The sequence below is a fragment of the Cupriavidus oxalaticus genome (assembly GCF_038900635.1).
Lineage (GTDB): Bacteria > Pseudomonadota > Gammaproteobacteria > Burkholderiales > Burkholderiaceae > Cupriavidus > Cupriavidus oxalaticus_B.
On the sequence record NZ_JAYMRX010000029.1, the window covers coordinates 63223 to 79412 of the forward strand.

Annotated in this window: 10 protein-coding genes; 5 read left to right on the plus strand and 5 right to left on the minus strand. The window is 65.5% G+C overall.

Features of this window, described 5'->3' with window-relative positions:
- The first annotated feature begins 282 nt into the window (after nt 1-282).
- Nucleotides 283-948, plus strand: a complete 666-nt coding sequence (locus tag VSR71_RS30560) for a response regulator (RefSeq protein WP_342917303.1) — start codon at nt 283-285, stop codon at nt 946-948.
- A gap of 28 nt (nt 949-976) precedes the next feature.
- Here the strand turns inward: VSR71_RS30560 and VSR71_RS30565 are convergent, their stop codons facing one another.
- Nucleotides 977-1438 carry a MarR family winged helix-turn-helix transcriptional regulator gene (locus tag VSR71_RS30565; RefSeq protein ID WP_342917304.1) on the minus strand — a complete coding sequence of 154 codons (462 nt, stop codon included), beginning with the start codon at nt 1436-1438 and terminating at the stop codon, nt 977-979.
- Nucleotides 1439-1499: 61 nt separating this feature from the next.
- Nucleotides 1500-3095, minus strand: coding sequence for an MFS transporter (locus tag VSR71_RS30570; protein WP_342917305.1), 1596 nt, complete (start codon nt 3093-3095; stop codon nt 1500-1502).
- Between the two features lie 241 nt (nt 3096-3336).
- Between VSR71_RS30570 and VSR71_RS30575 the strand changes: the two genes are divergently transcribed.
- Entirely contained in the window at nt 3337-4806 is a 1470-nt protein-coding gene (locus VSR71_RS30575; RefSeq protein ID WP_342917306.1) for a coniferyl aldehyde dehydrogenase, read from the plus strand.
- On the opposite strand, the gene treF is transcribed toward VSR71_RS30575, so the two are convergent.
- The 3 genes from treF to VSR71_RS30590 all read right to left on the minus strand — a co-directional run bounded on the left by treF (nt 4803) and on the right by VSR71_RS30590 (nt 8897).
- Nucleotides 4803-6545: an alpha,alpha-trehalase TreF gene (gene treF / locus VSR71_RS30580; protein ID WP_342917307.1), complete on the minus strand. Its 1743-nt coding sequence runs from the start codon at nt 6543-6545 to the stop codon at nt 4803-4805. The genes VSR71_RS30575 and treF overlap by 4 nt on opposite strands.
- A gap of 154 nt (nt 6546-6699) precedes the next feature.
- Complete coding sequence (locus VSR71_RS30585) at nt 6700-8175, minus strand: sensor histidine kinase (protein WP_342917308.1); 1476 nt, start codon at nt 8173-8175, stop codon at nt 6700-6702.
- Nucleotides 8172-8897, minus strand: coding sequence for a response regulator transcription factor (locus VSR71_RS30590; protein ID WP_342917309.1), 726 nt, complete (start codon nt 8895-8897; stop codon nt 8172-8174). The genes VSR71_RS30585 and VSR71_RS30590 overlap by 4 nt, the downstream gene beginning before the upstream one ends.
- A gap of 221 nt (nt 8898-9118) precedes the next feature.
- Between VSR71_RS30590 and VSR71_RS30595 the strand changes: the two genes are divergently transcribed.
- The 3 genes from VSR71_RS30595 to VSR71_RS30605 all read left to right on the plus strand — a co-directional run bounded on the left by VSR71_RS30595 (nt 9119) and on the right by VSR71_RS30605 (nt 16105).
- Entirely contained in the window at nt 9119-11119 is a 2001-nt protein-coding gene (locus tag VSR71_RS30595; RefSeq protein ID WP_342917310.1) for a ligand-gated channel protein, read from the plus strand.
- A gap of 451 nt (nt 11120-11570) precedes the next feature.
- On the plus strand, nt 11571-13913 hold the full coding sequence (locus VSR71_RS30600; protein ID WP_342917311.1) for a type VI secretion system Vgr family protein: 2343 nt from the start codon (nt 11571-11573) through the stop codon (nt 13911-13913).
- 8 nt (nt 13914-13921) lie between these two features.
- Nucleotides 13922-16105, plus strand: a complete 2184-nt coding sequence (locus VSR71_RS30605) for a M23 family metallopeptidase (protein WP_342917312.1) — start codon at nt 13922-13924, stop codon at nt 16103-16105.
- Nucleotides 16106-16190 lie beyond the last annotated feature (85 nt).

Genomic DNA, 16190 nt, shown 5'->3' on the forward strand with positions numbered 1-16190 from the left:
CGCTGGCCACCGTCAGGGGCCAGCGCTTTTTTATTCTGCGACGCGGTGGCGACAGCGCTTTGCGAATCCTCCTACTTTTTCGTCAGGGCATGGCCAGTATCCTGCCCATGCATCGCGGCGCGCCGGCCGTCTCCCGTTTGGCCCGGCCTGCCGCGATGCATGCAGTTGTCTGGCGTCAACTTGTCTGGCGTCGCCATTTCGCCGCACGTCAGCCGACGTGCGGCGTTTTCTCGAGCGCGGCGCGGCATGACGCCCGGCACGAATCTGGACCGAGGAGACCCGATGGCATTGAGGATCCTGCTTGCCGATGACCATCCGGTGGTCAGCGCGGCCGTTGCCGACCGCCTGCACACCCAGACCGGATGGGAAATCTGCGGCACAGTGACCAGCGCAACGGCACTGCTGAACAGCGTCGCGACCCTGCGGCCCGATGTCGTCGTCACCGACTACCACATGCCCTCGCAGCAGGAGGGCAGCGGCGACGGGCTGCGCATGCTGGGCGCACTGCGCCGGCGCCATCCGACGCTGGCGGTGACCGTGCTGACCATGATCACTAATCCGCTGGTGCTGCGCTCCATCCTCGATACGCAGGTGCATGGCCTGCTGCTGAAAGACGCCCCGCTGTCGGAACTGGTCACCATGGTCAGCCGGATCCAGCGCGGCTTCCGCTACATCGGCAAGTCAGCCATGGAGATCCTGTCCCAGGCCGATCCCGGCAATGCGGCGGCAAGCCATGGCGGCGCCGAGCGGCTGTCGGCGCGTGAAATGGAAGTGTTGCGGATGTACCTGGCCGGGCGCTCCGTCAGCGAGATAGCGGTCCTGCTGTGCCGCAGCGTCAAGACCATCAGCCGCCAGAAGAACTGTGCCATGCACAAGCTCGGGGTCACCAACGACCGCGAGCTGTTCGAATTCGCTGCCCTCAACGGCATGCTGCTGTCCGGCTGCTGAATGTCCGGCGCCGGCTCGGGCCCTGCAATCAGGCCACGGTGTCCGGCTGCTCCAGCCGCGCCAGCGCATGCGCAATGCCGGTCTCCAGCTGCGCCAGCCCGCGCGACAGGTCTTGCATGGTCGAGGCCGAAACCTCGGTCAGCACATCCTGCAGGAAGGCGGAGCGCAGCGGCATCACGCGCGCCACCAGTTGCTGCCCCGCCTGCGACAGCGTGACATGGGTCACGCGGTTGTCGCGCTCCGACGTGGTTCGCTCTACCCAGCCCAGTTCCTGCATGGCCTTGAGCTGGCGCGTCAGCGCGCCCGGATCCATGCCGACGCGGTCGGCCAGAGCCCGCTGCGCGATGGCATCCTCCTGCAGGTGCAGCGCATGCAGGATCCGCCAGCGCGCCAGCGGCAGGCCGATGCACTGCTCGAATGCAGCCGCATACGCGCGATAGGTGCGTCCGAACTGCTGCAGTACGGCCACGCTTTGTCGCTCCAGTTCCATCCGTTCTCCTCAGGGATACACAGGCACCATCACAGGCGCGAGCGCCGCATCCGGCATGCGCTCACTCCGCCGCCATCGCCGGCTCCGCGGTGCGCACCAGCCTGACCGGCGGCACCCGGTGCGCGCACCAGACCCCCACCGCAGCGGCGATCCCGGCCGCCAGCAGGCCCAGGTGGATCGCGCCGACCAGCGACATGCGCGCCTGTTCCAGCAGCAAGGCGCCATTGTGCCCGGCCTGGCCCAGTTCGCCGAGCAGCGCCAGTTGCGAAGCCTTGTCGATCAATACCTGCGGATCGCCCATGCGCGCCGCCCACTGGCTGGCGCCTGCGGCAGCCATGGCGTGGTCGACGCCGCCTGTATAGCTGCGCGTCACCAGCGTACCGACGATCGCCGTACCGACCATGCCGCCCACCATGCGCAACGATTGCAGCATCGCGGTGGCAATGCCAAGGTGCTCGCGCCCGGCGGTCTGCTGAGCGAACACCGTCAGGTTGGGCATGATGAAGCCCAGCCCGAATCCGCCCACCAGCATGATGGCGAGCAGCATTCCATGCGGCATCGCGCGCGTGGCCTGCGACAGGGCCAGCGTGGCCAGCGCCAGCATGCCAAAGCCGGCATACAACATCGCGTTTGGCCGGCGGATGCGGGTGATGACGCGGCCGTTGACGATGCTGCCGACCGTGATGCAGACCACCAGCGGCGTGATCAGCAACCCCGCTTCCTTCGGCGACAGGCTAAAGCCGCCCTGGAACAGCAACGGCGCATACAGCAGCAGCGCGAACATCGTGAAGCCGGCGAACACCGACAACTGGAACAGCGGCGCCAGCCCGGGATTGCGGAACATCTCCACCGGCAGGATCGGGTTGGCGCAGCGCTGCTCCCAGTGCCACAGCGCGACCATCGCCAGCGCCGACAGCACCAGCAGGCCCGCGGTATAGGTATCGAAGCCCCGCCCGGGCAGCAGTTCGACGCTCATCTGCATGGCGCCCAGGCCAAGGGCGATCAGCAAGGCCCCGAGCCAGTCCACGCGCACCGGCCCGCTGTGCGCCTGCTGGCGCAGGTGCGGCAGGTAGCGCCAGGCAAACCACAGGCTCAGCACGCCGACGGGCAGGTTGACATAGAACACCGCGCGCCAGCCGTACCATTCGGTCAGCACGCCGCCCAGCGACGGCCCGATGGCATTGGCGATACCGAATGCCGCACTCAGCATCACCTGCCAGCGCAGCCGTACATGCGAATCGGGAAACAGGTCGGCAATGCAGGCGAAGGCCGTGCCCACCAGCATGCCGCCGCCGATGCCCTGCAGCGCCCGCGCCAGCACCAGGAACGGCATGCTGGTCGCGAGCCCGCACAGCGCCGAAGCGACCGTGAATACCACAATCGACGCCAGCACGAAGGGCTTGCGACCGTAATAGTCGCCCAGCCGGCCGAAGATGGGCACGGTGATGACGGACGTCAGCAGGTACGCCGTTGCCACCCAGGCGTAGTACTCGAAGCCTTGCAGTTCCGCCACGACGGTGGGCAGCGCGGTACCGACCACGGTCTGGTCCAGCGCCACCAGCATCACCACGAAGGACACGCCGAGCATGGCCAGCAATGACTGGCGAAACGGCAGGACCTGGCCGGGGGCCTCATCGCTATGTGGCTGGGGCATCATGTGATTGCTCGATCAATCGTTGTTGTGTCAACGATTATAGGACAAGCTTGGCGGAACGACGAAGGCGCTCTTTACCGTTGGGCGCGCCTGTGACGTTTGCACCGCAATGGCTTGAGCCTCGGCCATTTTTTCACTTGGCGTTTAACGCGACAGCGGCATGCGGTCCTTGACAGCCTGCCATCGCCTTCATCAAACTTGGAATTGTACCGACCGTTCAGAACAATTTCAGGGGGATCTATCTATGGTGAATGCAGCACAACCTGCATGTCTGGACGCACTGCTGGCAAGGCAGCGGTCAGGCTTCATGGCATCGCCCTTCCCCTCGCTGGCCCAGCGCCGGAACGCACTACAGCGCCTGCGCCAGGCGATTCGCGGCCATGCCCGGCACCTCGCCGCCGCCGCCGCCCGCGACTTCAGCGCGCGCGCCGACGCCGAGACGCTGATGGTCGACGTACTGCCGTCGGTGCTGCATATCAACCACCTGCTGCGCGGCCTGAGGCGCTGGATGAAGCCGTCGCGCCGGCACACCGAACTGCTGTTCCTCGGCAACGGCGCGCGCGTGATGTACCAGCCCAAGGGCGTGGTCGGCATCGTGGTGCCGTGGAATTTCCCGGTCTACCTCGCGCTCGGCCCCCTGGCGACGGCGCTGGCCGCCGGCAACCGTTGCATGGTGAAGACCTCCGAATACGCGCCGCACACCTCGGCCGCGTTGCGCTCGCTGCTGGCCGAAGCCTTCGATGAAGACGAGGTGGCCGTGGTCGAAGGCGATGCCGCGGTGGCGCGCGCCTTCACCAGCCTGCCGTTCGACCATATCGTCTTCACCGGCTCGCCCGAGGTGGGCCGCCACGTCATGCGAGCCGCCGCCGACAACCTGACGCCCGTGACGCTGGAGTTGGGCGGCAAGTCGCCGGCAATCGTTTCCCGCAGCGCGGCGCTGGCGACGGCAGCCACGCGCATCGCCCATGGCAAGACCCTGAACGCCGGCCAGATCTGCGTCGCGCCCGACTACGCGCTGGTGCCGGAGGAGCTTGCCGCCGCTTTCGCCGAAGCGGTGCTCGCCGCCGCGGCCCGCATGCACCCCCAGGACAGCGACGACTACACCGCCGTCATCCACGACGCCGCGCTGGCCCGCCAGCAGGCGCTGCTCGACGATGCCCGTGCGCATGGCGCGCGCGTCCTCGCCGCGGCGATGCCGGCGGACGGACGGCGCCTGCCCTTGCACGTCGTGCTCGGCGTCACGCCGCAGATGCGCCTGGCGCGCGAGGAAATCTTCGGGCCGATCCTGCCGGTGGTGACCTACCGCACCTTCGACGAGGCCATCGCCTGCGTGCAGCGCGGTACGCGGCCGCTGGCGCTCTATTACTTCGGCCATGACAAGGCCGAGACCGGCCCGCTGCTGGAGCGCACCCACGCCGGCGGCGTCACGCTCAACGACTGGGGCTGGCACGTGGTCAACCACGACCTGCCCTTCGGCGGCACCGGCACGTCCGGCATGGGCAACTACCACGGCGCCGAAGGCTTCCGCGAACTGTCGCATGCCAAGGCGGTGTTCAGCGAACGCCGCTGGTTCCCGATCGCGCTGTTCCACCCGCCATATGGCGGCCGGATCCAGCGTCTCGCGCTGCGCGTGTTCCTCGGCAAGCCGCATTCGTTCGCCGCAGATGCCGCCCCGTCCACGCACACGCGTGGTGTCGGGATCGAGCCAGGCTAGACGTTCAGGCACGTTGCCGGCAAGTCCCCGTACAACGCCATCAGCGCACTGGCAACACCGTTGGTCCACCCGAACCCGTCCTGCAGCGGGTACTCGCCGCCTCCGCCACCCCTGGCCCGTTCGCCGGTCGCCTCGATGCGGTATTTCTCCACCAGCTTGCATTCCCTGGCATAGAGACCGGCAATCGTGGCGAGCCAGCGCTGCGCGATGTCACGCGCCAGGCCTTCATGACCGTAGCGAGTCAGTCCGCGCACCGCGAGCCATTGCAGTGGCGCCCAGCCGTTGGGATGGTCCCACTGCTGGCCGGAGGTGAGTTCGGTGGTGGCCAGGCCTCCCGAATCCATCAGGCGCGCGGCCACTGCACTGGCAACGCCGCCGGCTTCCTCCGCCCGGGCAAGGCCGAGGTATAGCGGCATCATCGTCGCTGCGGTCAGGCATGGTCGCGGCGCTCCGCGGCACCAGTCGTAGTCGACGAAGATGCCGGCTGCGTCGTCCCACATGTATTGCCGGATGGCGGCTTCGCGCCGGCGCGCGGCAGCAAGAAAGCGGTCGGCATCGGCATCGCCGGCCCGGTCACACAAGGCGGCAAGGCGCATTTCGAGGTGCCACAACAAGGCGTTGAGGTCGACCGGCAGGACCGCGGTGGTGCGGATGGTGGCGAGATCGGCGCATTGGCCCACAAGCGGCAGGTCGAGCCAGCGCGAGCTGAAATCCCAGCCCGATTCGGCGGCGGCGCGCAGGTCGCGGAACACCAGGTGATGCGGCCGGCCGCTGCGCTCGGCGGTCTGCACGTCTTCCAGGAAGGCTTCCTCGCGCGGGCAAGGCCGGTCGTCCCAGTAGCGGTTGAGCACGGCGCCGTCGGGCAGGCACAGCGCGCGCCGGTGCGCGCAGCCGGGACGCAGGGCCTGGGCTCCATCCATCCAGAAGTCATACTCGCGCCGAAGCTGTGGCACGAACTCGCGCGCGCTGGCGACCTGTTCGCGCTCGAGCAGGTCGACCATCAGCGCGAACACGGGCGGCTGCGAGCGGCTCAGGTAATAGTTGCGCGTACCGTTGGGCACCAGCCCGTAGGTATCGATCAGGTAGGCGAAATTGCGCGCCATTTCCAGCAGCAGATCGCCGCGCCCGCTTGCGGCCAGGCCGACCATGGTGAAGTAGGAATCCCAGTAGTACAGCTCGCCGAAGCGCCCGCCGGGAACCACGTAGCGATGCGGCAACGGCAGCAGCGACGACAGCGGCGGATGCTCGACCGGCTCGCGCGTCAGCACCGGCCACAGGCCGTCGATATGTTCGCGCAGCGTATTGGCCGGATCGGAGACATAGTGACTGTCAGGCACGATCGCGCGGGTGAAGTGGGCCTGCACGAAGTCGGCCAGGCAGAAGCCAGGCTCGACGCGCGACTGCAGATAGCGCGCGACGATCCACTCGGGGTCGCAGCCGGGAATGCAGTCCGGAAAGGTCTTGCTGTCGGCGAACAGGCCGCTGTGCTGGACATCGACGAACAGTTCGCCATAGCGCACCGCCGGCGACAGCGTATCGGCCTGCGGACGGCTCGCCAGTGCATGTGGCGGCGGGCACTCGCGATGCGCCGCCAGCGGCGGATGGGCCACCGCGTGGACCTTGGCCGGCGCGGCGACGGCGCCGGAAACTGCGCCGGCGCCATCAGGCGTGGCCGGATCCGTGCGCGGCACCGTGTAGGCGCCCGCGCTCTCGGCGCGGCGGTCGTCATTGTTGCGCATAGTTCCAGTGAAGGATGCCGGTGACCGACGTACTCATGCCCGACAATGCCATGGTGAGCTGCCTTCCTGCGTCGATGCCGGCAGTACGGGCGCCGCCAGCTCATGATGGTACGAGCGGCCAGGCGCAGCGAAGTTCGCCCGTGTGCGTGTGGATTCAGTGTAGTGCGGCGAGGCCGGCAACTGCGCCTTCCGGCGACTGCGCGGCAGGCTTTGGCAGACAGACCCGCACCGCCAGGCCATGCGGTGCAGCATTGTGCGCCGTGACGGTGCCGCCATGCGCGGCGATCGCCGCCTGCGCGATGCTCAGCCCCAGTCCCGCGCCGGCCGGATGCCCGGCGCCGCTGCGCACGCGGAAAAAGGGCTCGAACAGGCTCGGCAGCGCATCCTCAGGCACGCCGGGGCCGCCGTCGACGATGTCGAGCCGGACCGCGTCGCCATTGTCCCCATTGGCGGCAAGCGTCACCATGACCGGCGCCGCCGGGTCGGTGTACCGGACGGCGTTGCGCAGGATGTTCTCGATCGCGCTGCCGAGCGCCGCGGCATCGGCTTCGAACGGCAGCGCCGCCGGCGCCTTCCAGTCGATCGTCGCACCGCGCCCCGCCGCCTCGAAGCGTGCATCGGCAACGATCACGTCGACCAGCTCGGCCAGGTCGATGGCGGTACGCACCGGCTCGACCGCGTGCAGGCGCGCCAGCTGCAGCGTGCGTTCGACCAGCGCGTCAAGGCGTTCGGTCTCGCGCTCGATACGGTCGAACTGCAGCGCCAGCGTGGCGTCGCGGCGCCGCGCCAGCTCCAGCGACAGGCGCAGCCGCCCCAGCGGCGAGCGCAGTTCATGCGCGATATTGCGCAGCAGTTGCTCGCGCCAGTCCATCAGGCACTGCAGGCGGCCGGCCATGGCATCGAAGTCGCGTGCGAGCTGGCCCAGCTCGTCGGCACGGCGGGCCAGCGAAGGCGGCGTGCGCGTGGCGAGGTCGCCGGCGGCGAGCGCCTGTGTGGCTTCGCGCAAGCGGCGCGTGGGGCCAGTGACGTGACGCGTCAGCGCCCAGCACAGCGGCGCCGACACCGCCAGTGCAAACAGCCCGAATGCGAGCGCCACCGGCGACAGGTGCAGGACTTCCCAGCGCGACGAATCGAACGGCAGGAACAGCATCAGCAGTTCGGCTCCCTGCGGGTCGCCCGGCAGCGCGATCGGCTGCGGGTCCCACCACGACACGCGCGCCCCGGGGCGCGGCACGTGTCCGCGGTCGGGATGGCCGAGCTGGCCGGCGTGCCACATCGGCACCAGCCGCTCGGACAGGTGGTTGCGCAGCCGCGCGGGCAGCGCCCGGCCCAGCAGTTCGTTGAGGTCGTCGTCGACGATATAGATGTTGAGCGCCGACGCGTGCGAGTCCATGGCCCTGAGCCAGCGCACGAGGCCCGGTCGGCCGTGCGTGGCCGCGGCTTCGACCGCGTCCTCGGTCAGTGCGGCCGGGCTCAGGCCATCGAGTGCATCGAAGCGGTACCACGCCACCGCGGCGGTCAGCGCCATGCCGATGCCGACGATGGCGGCCACGCCCAGCCAGAACGTCAGGAAATTGCGCCAGAACAGCGGCAGCGGGAACATCGCGCGCACGCGGCGCCACGATGTCATGGCGTCTGCACCAGCATATAGCCACGGCCGCGCAGGTTGCGGATCAGCAGCGGCGAGGCCGTGCCGTCGATCGCCAGTTTGCGCCGCAGTGCGCTGATATGGGTGTCGATGCTGCGGTCGAAGCGCTCGGGGGCGCGGCCCAGCGCAAACTGTCCGATCTCGGCGCGCTCGACCACGCGGCCGGCGGAGCGCAGCAGGATTTCGAGCACGCGCTGTTCCGCGCCGGTCAGCGTCGCCTGGATCTTGCCGTGCATGGCGACGCCGGTAGCCAGGTTCAGACGCAGCGTGCCCGCCTGCAGCCAGGTGTCCTGCTCCGGCTGCGCAGCCTCCGCGCCGGTGCGGAAACGGCGCAGCACCGCGTGGATGCGCGCCTTCAGCTCGCGCGGGCTGAATGGCTTGCTCAGGTAGTCGTCGGCACCGAGTTCCAGGCCCAGCACGCGGTCAGTTTCATCGCCATGCGCGGTGAACATGATCACCGGCCGCTGCGAGCGGCTGCGGTGCTGCCTGAGCAGGTCCAGGCCGCTGCCGTCGGGCAGCATCAGGTCCAGCAGTGCCACGTCATAGTCGTTGAGCGCGAGCAAGACTTCGCCCTGCTCGCGGGTGTGGGCCAGCGTGACCGTGCAGTGATCGGGTTCGAGGTATTCGCGCAGCATCTGCGCCAGCTCGATGTCGTCGTCGATCAGCAGCACGCGCGCGGCGGCCGTGTTGAAGCACATCTGCATCCAGCCTTCCCGGTTGCAACGGCGTTTGTGATGCCGCGCCGCCGGGTTCCGTCAAGAAACGTCAAGAAAACAAAAGCTATCCAAAGTGACTGGTAAGCACTTTGTATCCCGAATTCTAATATGAGAATGATTGTTATTTACATAGTACGGGGAAAATGATGAAGGACTGGCAAACCACGGGGCACACCGTGGCGGCAAACACGGCGACAAGTTCGGTGGTAATGAGCGCCGGATCGTGGGGCCGGATGGTCGCGGCGCTTTGCGCGGCTTCCGGCATGACGGGAATGACGGGAGCCTGGGCGCAATCGGCGCAGCCGGACGCCGAAGCGAAGAACCTGCCCACAGTGGTGGTCACCGCCGCCGGCAGCGCGCAGGATATCCGCGACGCACCCGCGTCGATCAGCGTTGTCACGCGCGATGAGCTCGAAAACAAGGCCTATCGCGACCTCAACGACGCACTGGTGGAAGTGCCCGGTGTCATCATCAGCGGCGGTGGCGACACCACTGACATCAGCCTTCGCGGCATGGGTCCCAAGTACACCCAGATCCTGATCGACGGCAAGCGCCAGAGCTCGCGCGAGACGCGCACCAACTCCGACTCGTCCGGCGTTGAAAGCAGCTGGACGCCGCCGCTGTCGGCGATCGAGCGCGTCGAGGTGGTGCGCGGGCCGATGTCGTCGCTGTATGGCTCGGATGCCATGGGCGGCGTGATCAACATCATCACGCGCAAGGTACCCAGGACGTGGACCGGCGAACTGCGCGGGGACACCACGCTGCAGGAGAACAGCGACTCCGGCAACATCTACCAGGGGAGCTTCTACCTCGCCGGCCCGCTCAAGAACGACCTGCTCGGCCTGCAACTGTACGGCCAGAGCTACCACCGGCAGGAAGACGACATCGACTACGGCTTCCGCGGCCGCCGCGCCGAGAGCCTGACCGCCAAGCTGGCGCTCACGCCCACGCGCAACCACGACATCGTGCTGGAAGCGACCACCATGCGCCAGCTGCGCAGCGAGACCGTGGGCAAGACCGTGCCGCCGCTCGCGCCCGGCGCCAGCTGTCCGCGCACCGGCTGCCCGACCTCGTCCGAGACCGACTACCGCAGCGAGAAGTTCGCGCTGTCGCATACCGGCCGCTGGGGCTTCGGCGTCTCCAACAGCTATGTCCAGCAGGAGGAGTTCGACAACCGCAGCCGCCAGATGAAGATCAAGAACCTGGACCTGCGCACCAGCTGGGCCATGCCGCTGGGCAGCCACATGCTCTCGGTCGGCGCCGAGTACCTGAGCCAGCGCCTGCACGACCAGACCGGCAACCAGATCGCCAATGGCCCGGAGAAGGTCGACCGCTACCAGTGGGCGCTCTTCGCCGAGGACGAATGGCGCCTGGCGCAGAGCTTCGCGCTGACTGGCGGCGTGCGCATGGACTATGACGAGAACTTCGGCCAGCACTACAGCCCGCGCCTGTACGGTGTGTGGCAGCCGGCCGAGCGCTGGACCGTCAAGGGTGGCGTCTCCACCGGCTTCCGCGCGCCGGACCTGCGCCAGACCGTGGCCGGCTGGGGCCAGACCAGCCGCGGCGGCAATATGTACGGCAATCCGGACCTGAAGCCCGAGACCATGCTGTCGCAGGAACTCGGCCTGCTGTATGACCAGGGCAATGGCCTGCAGGCCGGCGTGACGCTGTTCAACAACGACTTCAAGGACAAGATCACGCGCGTCGCCTGCCCGAGCACGCAGTGCACCGATGGCCCCAACCAGTTCGGCGCCACCCCGACCACATACATGAACGTCGACAGCGCCTACTCGCGCGGCGTCGAAGCCAGCCTGCGCTGGCCGATCGCGCGCACCCTGTCGCTGACCGGCAGCTATACGTACACCAGGTCGGAACAGAAGAGCGGCCAGTACGCGGGGCAGCCGCTGAACCAGCTGCCGATGCACCTGTTCGTCGCCACGCTGAACTGGCGCCCGACCGAGAAGCTCAACGGCTGGGCCCGCGTCAACTATCGCGGCAAGGAAAGCCAGCCGATAACCGGTCCGTCGTCCAGCACCGTGGTGGCGCCGTCGTACACGTTCGTCGACCTGGGCGCAACTTACGCTGTCACCAGGAACGTGTCGGTGTTCGCCGGCATCTACAACCTGTTCGACAAGCAGGTGAACTACACCGACTACGGCTACGTCGAGGACGGCCGGCGCTACTGGATGAGCGTGTCGGTCAAGTTCTGATCGTTCGCCTTGGCAACGGCCCGCGGGCAAGTAGTTTATCGGCGAACTGGTATCTGCTGGGCGGTGCGGGCCTGGGGGCAATGCAGGATAACGTCAGGCAATTGGCCGAGGCCTTCGGGAAGGAGCATAAGAAGCTACGGCATGCCTCAAGATTTACCATACACATGCTCGCATTCGTTCTTCTTAAAGCAGCAGATTCCACGGCACTCTCGGATTCATCCGATTGAGTGGGCGGCACGGTCGTTTCTATGATCCTCGGTGACCGCCGCGAAGCCGGCGCGCTGGCACGCTTGATCGTTGCGTGCGAGCACGCCCGCCATACCCCATCTCCAGAATTCCGCGGCCGAACTCCGTGGAGTGCTATTGCATGGGTCATCGCTTGCCGCCAGGTTATTCTCGCACCGTCCTCCTTCACGGCGACTCTCTGCCGCAAATCACTGGCCACACCGCGATGACCGTTGCCCGCGTCGAGGGCAACGAGGGTCTGAACGGCTTGTTTTCCTATACGGTCGACATCAAGACGCCTGACGGACGGCACACGGTATATGGCCCCGCCGCCAATCTCGACATGGCCGCGATGCAGGGCAAGGAGCTCACGCTCGATATCGAGCTCGACTGTCCGTGCGCCGGCACGCGCGAGATCACCGGCATCGTGACCCGGATCGAAGGACCACGGCCTGACGGGCGCCACGTTATCTACCGTCTGACGCTGCGCCCATGGCTGTTCCTGGCCACGCTGACATCGGATTTCAAGATCTTCCAGCAGAAGAGCGTCGTCGACATCCTGCAGGATCTGCTTTCCGAATACCCGTTCCCCGTCGACAACCGCCTCGACGTCGCCCGCTATCCGACCCGTGAGTACCAGGTCCAGTACGGTGAGACCGATTTTGCGTTCTTCGAACGCCTGACGCAGGAATGGGGCATTTCCTATTTCTTCGAACACAGCGACGGCCATCATCGCCTGGTGCTGACCGACGGCAACGGCGCGTTCCGACGCTTTGCAAGCGCCGCCTACCACACGCTGAGCTGGCGGCCTTCGGCCGATCGCGCGGATGCGGAACACCTGCATGCGTTCCAGGTATGCGACCAACTGGTGTCGGGCAAGTGGACCAGCAGCGACTACGACTTCGTCAAGCCTCGCGCCGATCTGTCGGTGGCCACGCACGACCCGCGCGATACCGCATACGCCGAGAGCGAAGTCTACGAATACCCTGGTGACCATGCGCAACCGGCCACCGGCAACGATCCATGGCGCGAGGGCGACATGCTGTCGCGCATCCGCATGGAGGCGATCCGCCAGCATGGCAGCCGGGTCGCGGGCAAGGGCAACGTGCGCGCCGTGGTACCGGGCTGCACCTTTACGCTCGCGGGGTTCGCGCAAGCCGCGGCCAATCGCGAATATCTGGTATTCGATACCACGCTCGTGCTCGAGGACATCGCCGAGGCCTCCGGCGAGGGACAGCAGTGGCGCTGCGAAGTCGATTTCCAGGCGCAGCCAACCACCGAGATCTTCCGGCCCGAGCGCGTCCGGTCGAAGCCTCGTACCCATGGCCCGCAGACCGCCACCGTGGTCGGCCCCGAGAACGAGGCGCTATGGGTCGACGAATACGGGCGCGTCAAGATCCAGCTGCACTGGGACCGCATCGGCCGGCGCGATGCCAACAGTTCCTGCTGGGTGCGCGTATCCCAGGCATGGCAGGGCGACCGGTTCGGCGCGACCCATATCCCGCGGATCGGCCAGGAAGTCATCGTCGATTTCCTGCACGGCGATCCCGACTGCCCAATCATCACCGGCCGGATGCCGAACCGGCTCAACCTGCCGCCATGGGTGCTGCCGGGGCAGCATGCGCTGTCCGGCTACCGCAGCAAGGAACTGTTCGGCGAGCGGCACAACACCTTCCTGCAGGACGACACGCAGGGCGAAATCCAGACCCAGCTCGGCAGCGACCACCAGGCATCGATGCTTGGTCTGGGCTATCTCACGCGCATTCCCGACGCCGAAGGCCGGCGCGAGAAGCGCGGCGAAGGATTCGAGCTGCGCACCGACGGCTGGGGCGCGGTGCGCGGCGGCTCCGGACTGCTGCTGACTACGGAGATCCGGCCGGAAGCTGCCAGCTACCACAAGGACATGGGCGAAACGCTGCAGCGGCTTGCCGCCGCCCAGCAACTGCAGCATGAACTGGCCCAAGCCGCCGAGCATCAGCGCGCACAGGACGGGCAGCAAGCGGACGTGGCCGCCGCGCTGAAGGCACAGCGCGACACGCTGAAGGGCAGTGGCGGCCAGGGCGAATTTGCCGAACCGCACCTGGCGTTGGCCAGCCCTGCCGGCATCGCTGCCACCGCGGCGGCGGATATTCATTTGCATAGTGGCCGGCATACCGCCATTACGACAGGCACTCACCTGTCGATCGCCACGGGCAAAAGCTGGCTGGCCAGCGCCGCCGAAAAAATAGTGCTGTTCGCGCGCAAGTCCGGCATGCGGCTATTTGCGGCGAAGGGAAAGATCGAAATCCAGGCACAGAGCGATGACATCGAAATCATCGCGCAAAAGGTGCTGCGGTTGATCAGCGCGCGAGACAGCATCGAGATCCTCGCAAAGAAGGAAATCCTGCTCAACGCTGGCGGCAGCTACATCCGTATCAACGCCGGCGGCATTGAACACGGAACGCCGGGCACGTGGATCGCGCATGCAAGCACCCACGGTCTGCCTGGCCCTAAGGAATTGAACCCTGGGCTTCCGAGTATGCCCACTGCGCTGTCGCAACCCAACGGTGATTTCCCTGTTTCGCTCTGACAAAAATCATGCTGATCAGTCCCCCCTTCCTGCCTGGCGCTGCAGCGGGTGCCAGTGATGTCACCGACATCGACAACGTAATGGACAGCACATTCACTGATGGCGAGTGGATGAATTGCGCGATGGAGGGTGGAAAACCGGGCGCTGGTGGTTTTCCTCTCAGCCACTCTCTCGGCTGGCACGGCGGCATCCACTTGACCGCAAAGCCGGCCGGTGCCGGCCAACCTCTTCCTGTTCGGACCATCGCCGACGGCACCATTGTCTATTTGCGCAAACCACAGCACGAAGCCAGCGACAAGCACCACGCGCTCATGTATCGCGGGGAGTGGACCGATGACGGATGTGTTGTCATCAAACATGAGACCGAGATTGGCGAAGGGAACAACGCCAGGGTGACGTTCTTCTCCATCTACCTTCACTTGTCGGACATCGACAAGCACTTCCTCGACGCCTTCGCAAAGGACAAGCGCGTCTACCGCAAGGACAAGATCGGCACGGCAGGCAAGATCTATGGCACGCCGCATTGCATTCATTTCGAAATCATTTGCGATAGTCCTAACATGAAGCGACTGGTCGGCCGTGATTCGGGTCGGCTTGATACGCTCAAGGCCGCTCGCACCGACGCTGTTTATGGGGATGTGCATTTCAAGATCACCGCCAGCACCGACTTGCCCATATTGCTTTATGCAAGCGAAGCGGCCGATGCCATCCAAACCGCGGATCCGGTTGCAACGGTGACCGAACCGCTTTACGTACGGATTCGCTTGCAGCCAGAAGGCACCGCCGAAAAGCATGGGGCCCGCTACGTTCACACCTATCGCGAAGTGCCGCCCGAATCAGGCAACTTCGAGGAAGTCGGCAAGCCGCTTTGCTCGGAGAACTTTGAGTACCGGATGCACGGTATCGCAAAAAAGGCCTACCCGAAGTGCCCAAGCGCCGGCTACGAGTTGCTGCGCTTTGGTCGGGTGATCGGCCCGGACCCCCTCGCACCGGTGAATGCGCCGCTATGGGTTCAGATCAATGCGCCATGCATCGACCCGGCTAATCCAGATGCGCCTCCTTCCGTCATGCGGGGCTACGTCAATCTGCACAGCAACAAGGTTCTCAGCTTCTCTGATGCCGACTTCCCGCACTGGATGGGATGGACGTTGGTCGATGACGATAAGACACCGGACAGCCTCTGCAATTCTGCGACCCTGCGGCACTGGTTGGATAAGGATGGAAACAATGTCGTCAGCCACCGGGAAGCCGTCGCACAACTATCGAAGGAACCCCTTCAGAAGCGGCTGCGCTGGGCCATCTGCAAGTTTCCCACCGAATGGGAAAGGAACAATATCGCTTCGCGCTGGGGTTGGCTCAAGTCGCCTCATGAGGCGTTGGAGAGCCCGCTGACGACTGAAGCCTACGACCGTTTCGAGCGTCACCACAAGGCGCTGGCGTTTTGGGAAGAGGCAAACCTTGGCATCGACCCGGACCACTGGCACTTTCACCCGAAGGAGTTCATCAGCCATTTCAGGAAATGCAAGTGGCTCAGCAAGGCTGAATTGCAGCAATTACTTCCCACCTATTCGATTCGGAAAGTTAAGCAAGGTCATGCTTGGGAGGCGGTGAGGCCAGATGATGATACCGACGCGTTCATTGACAACAACCGAACCGCTTTGAACCTATCTCTGCGCAAGTATGGAATTACCTCACCGCTGCGAATCGCCGCCTTTTTCCAGAATGCGGTAGTGGAAACCACCTGGCTAACAGACTTACGAGAAAGTAGCGGCAAACAGAAAAATCTACACCTTGGCTGGTACGGCAGGGGATTCCTGCAACTCACAAATCCACACGGTAACCTTAACGGCGGCAACAACAATTACTACAACTATTTCCGCTGGCGTGGTCGCTCGCCCGAAAAGGCGTCAACTCAGCAGCTAGAAAAATGGCGGAACAACATCGCGGAGATCGCTGAGGAAGCTGCGCAAAGCGCCGGATTCTATTGGACGAAGTACCACCTCAACGGAGAACATCAGAATGAAACCGCATCCTTGTTTGCCGACAAATTAAGCCCCAATTTGCGAATCGTCGTCAACACTTCAGCGGGAAGCAAGGTTTACTACAGCAATGAGTCAGCGCGTCGAACGGCGGCCATCGTCAATATCCCTAGGGATGGTGTTCAAAACTCATGCGACTTCGGGTACGCATGAAGAATGTTTCCAGCGACAATGGGCGCATGAAACAAACTGACCTTGGCCTGGACCTGAGCAATCGCCGCACGCGCAAGCGCGTGTT

Excerpts from the sequence above, each read along its gene's own strand:
- VSR71_RS30560 (WP_342917303.1), top strand. The coding sequence starts at position 283 with ATGGCATTGAGGATCCTGCTTGCCGATGACCATCCGGTGGTCAGCGCG.
- VSR71_RS30565 (WP_342917304.1), bottom strand. The coding sequence starts at position 1,438 with ATGGAACTGGAGCGACAAAGCGTGGCCGTACTGCAGCAGTTCGGACGC.
- VSR71_RS30570 (WP_342917305.1), bottom strand. The coding sequence starts at position 3,095 with ATGATGCCCCAGCCACATAGCGATGAGGCCCCCGGCCAGGTCCTGCCG.
- VSR71_RS30575 (WP_342917306.1), top strand. The coding sequence starts at position 3,337 with ATGGTGAATGCAGCACAACCTGCATGTCTGGACGCACTGCTGGCAAGG.
- treF (WP_342917307.1), bottom strand. The coding sequence starts at position 6,545 with ATGCGCAACAATGACGACCGCCGCGCCGAGAGCGCGGGCGCCTACACG.
- VSR71_RS30585 (WP_342917308.1), bottom strand. The coding sequence starts at position 8,175 with ATGACATCGTGGCGCCGCGTGCGCGCGATGTTCCCGCTGCCGCTGTTC.
- VSR71_RS30590 (WP_342917309.1), bottom strand. The coding sequence starts at position 8,897 with ATGCAGATGTGCTTCAACACGGCCGCCGCGCGCGTGCTGCTGATCGAC.
- VSR71_RS30595 (WP_342917310.1), top strand. The coding sequence starts at position 9,119 with ATGAGCGCCGGATCGTGGGGCCGGATGGTCGCGGCGCTTTGCGCGGCT.
- VSR71_RS30600 (WP_342917311.1), top strand. The coding sequence starts at position 11,571 with ATGACCGTTGCCCGCGTCGAGGGCAACGAGGGTCTGAACGGCTTGTTT.
- VSR71_RS30605 (WP_342917312.1), top strand. The coding sequence starts at position 13,922 with ATGCTGATCAGTCCCCCCTTCCTGCCTGGCGCTGCAGCGGGTGCCAGT.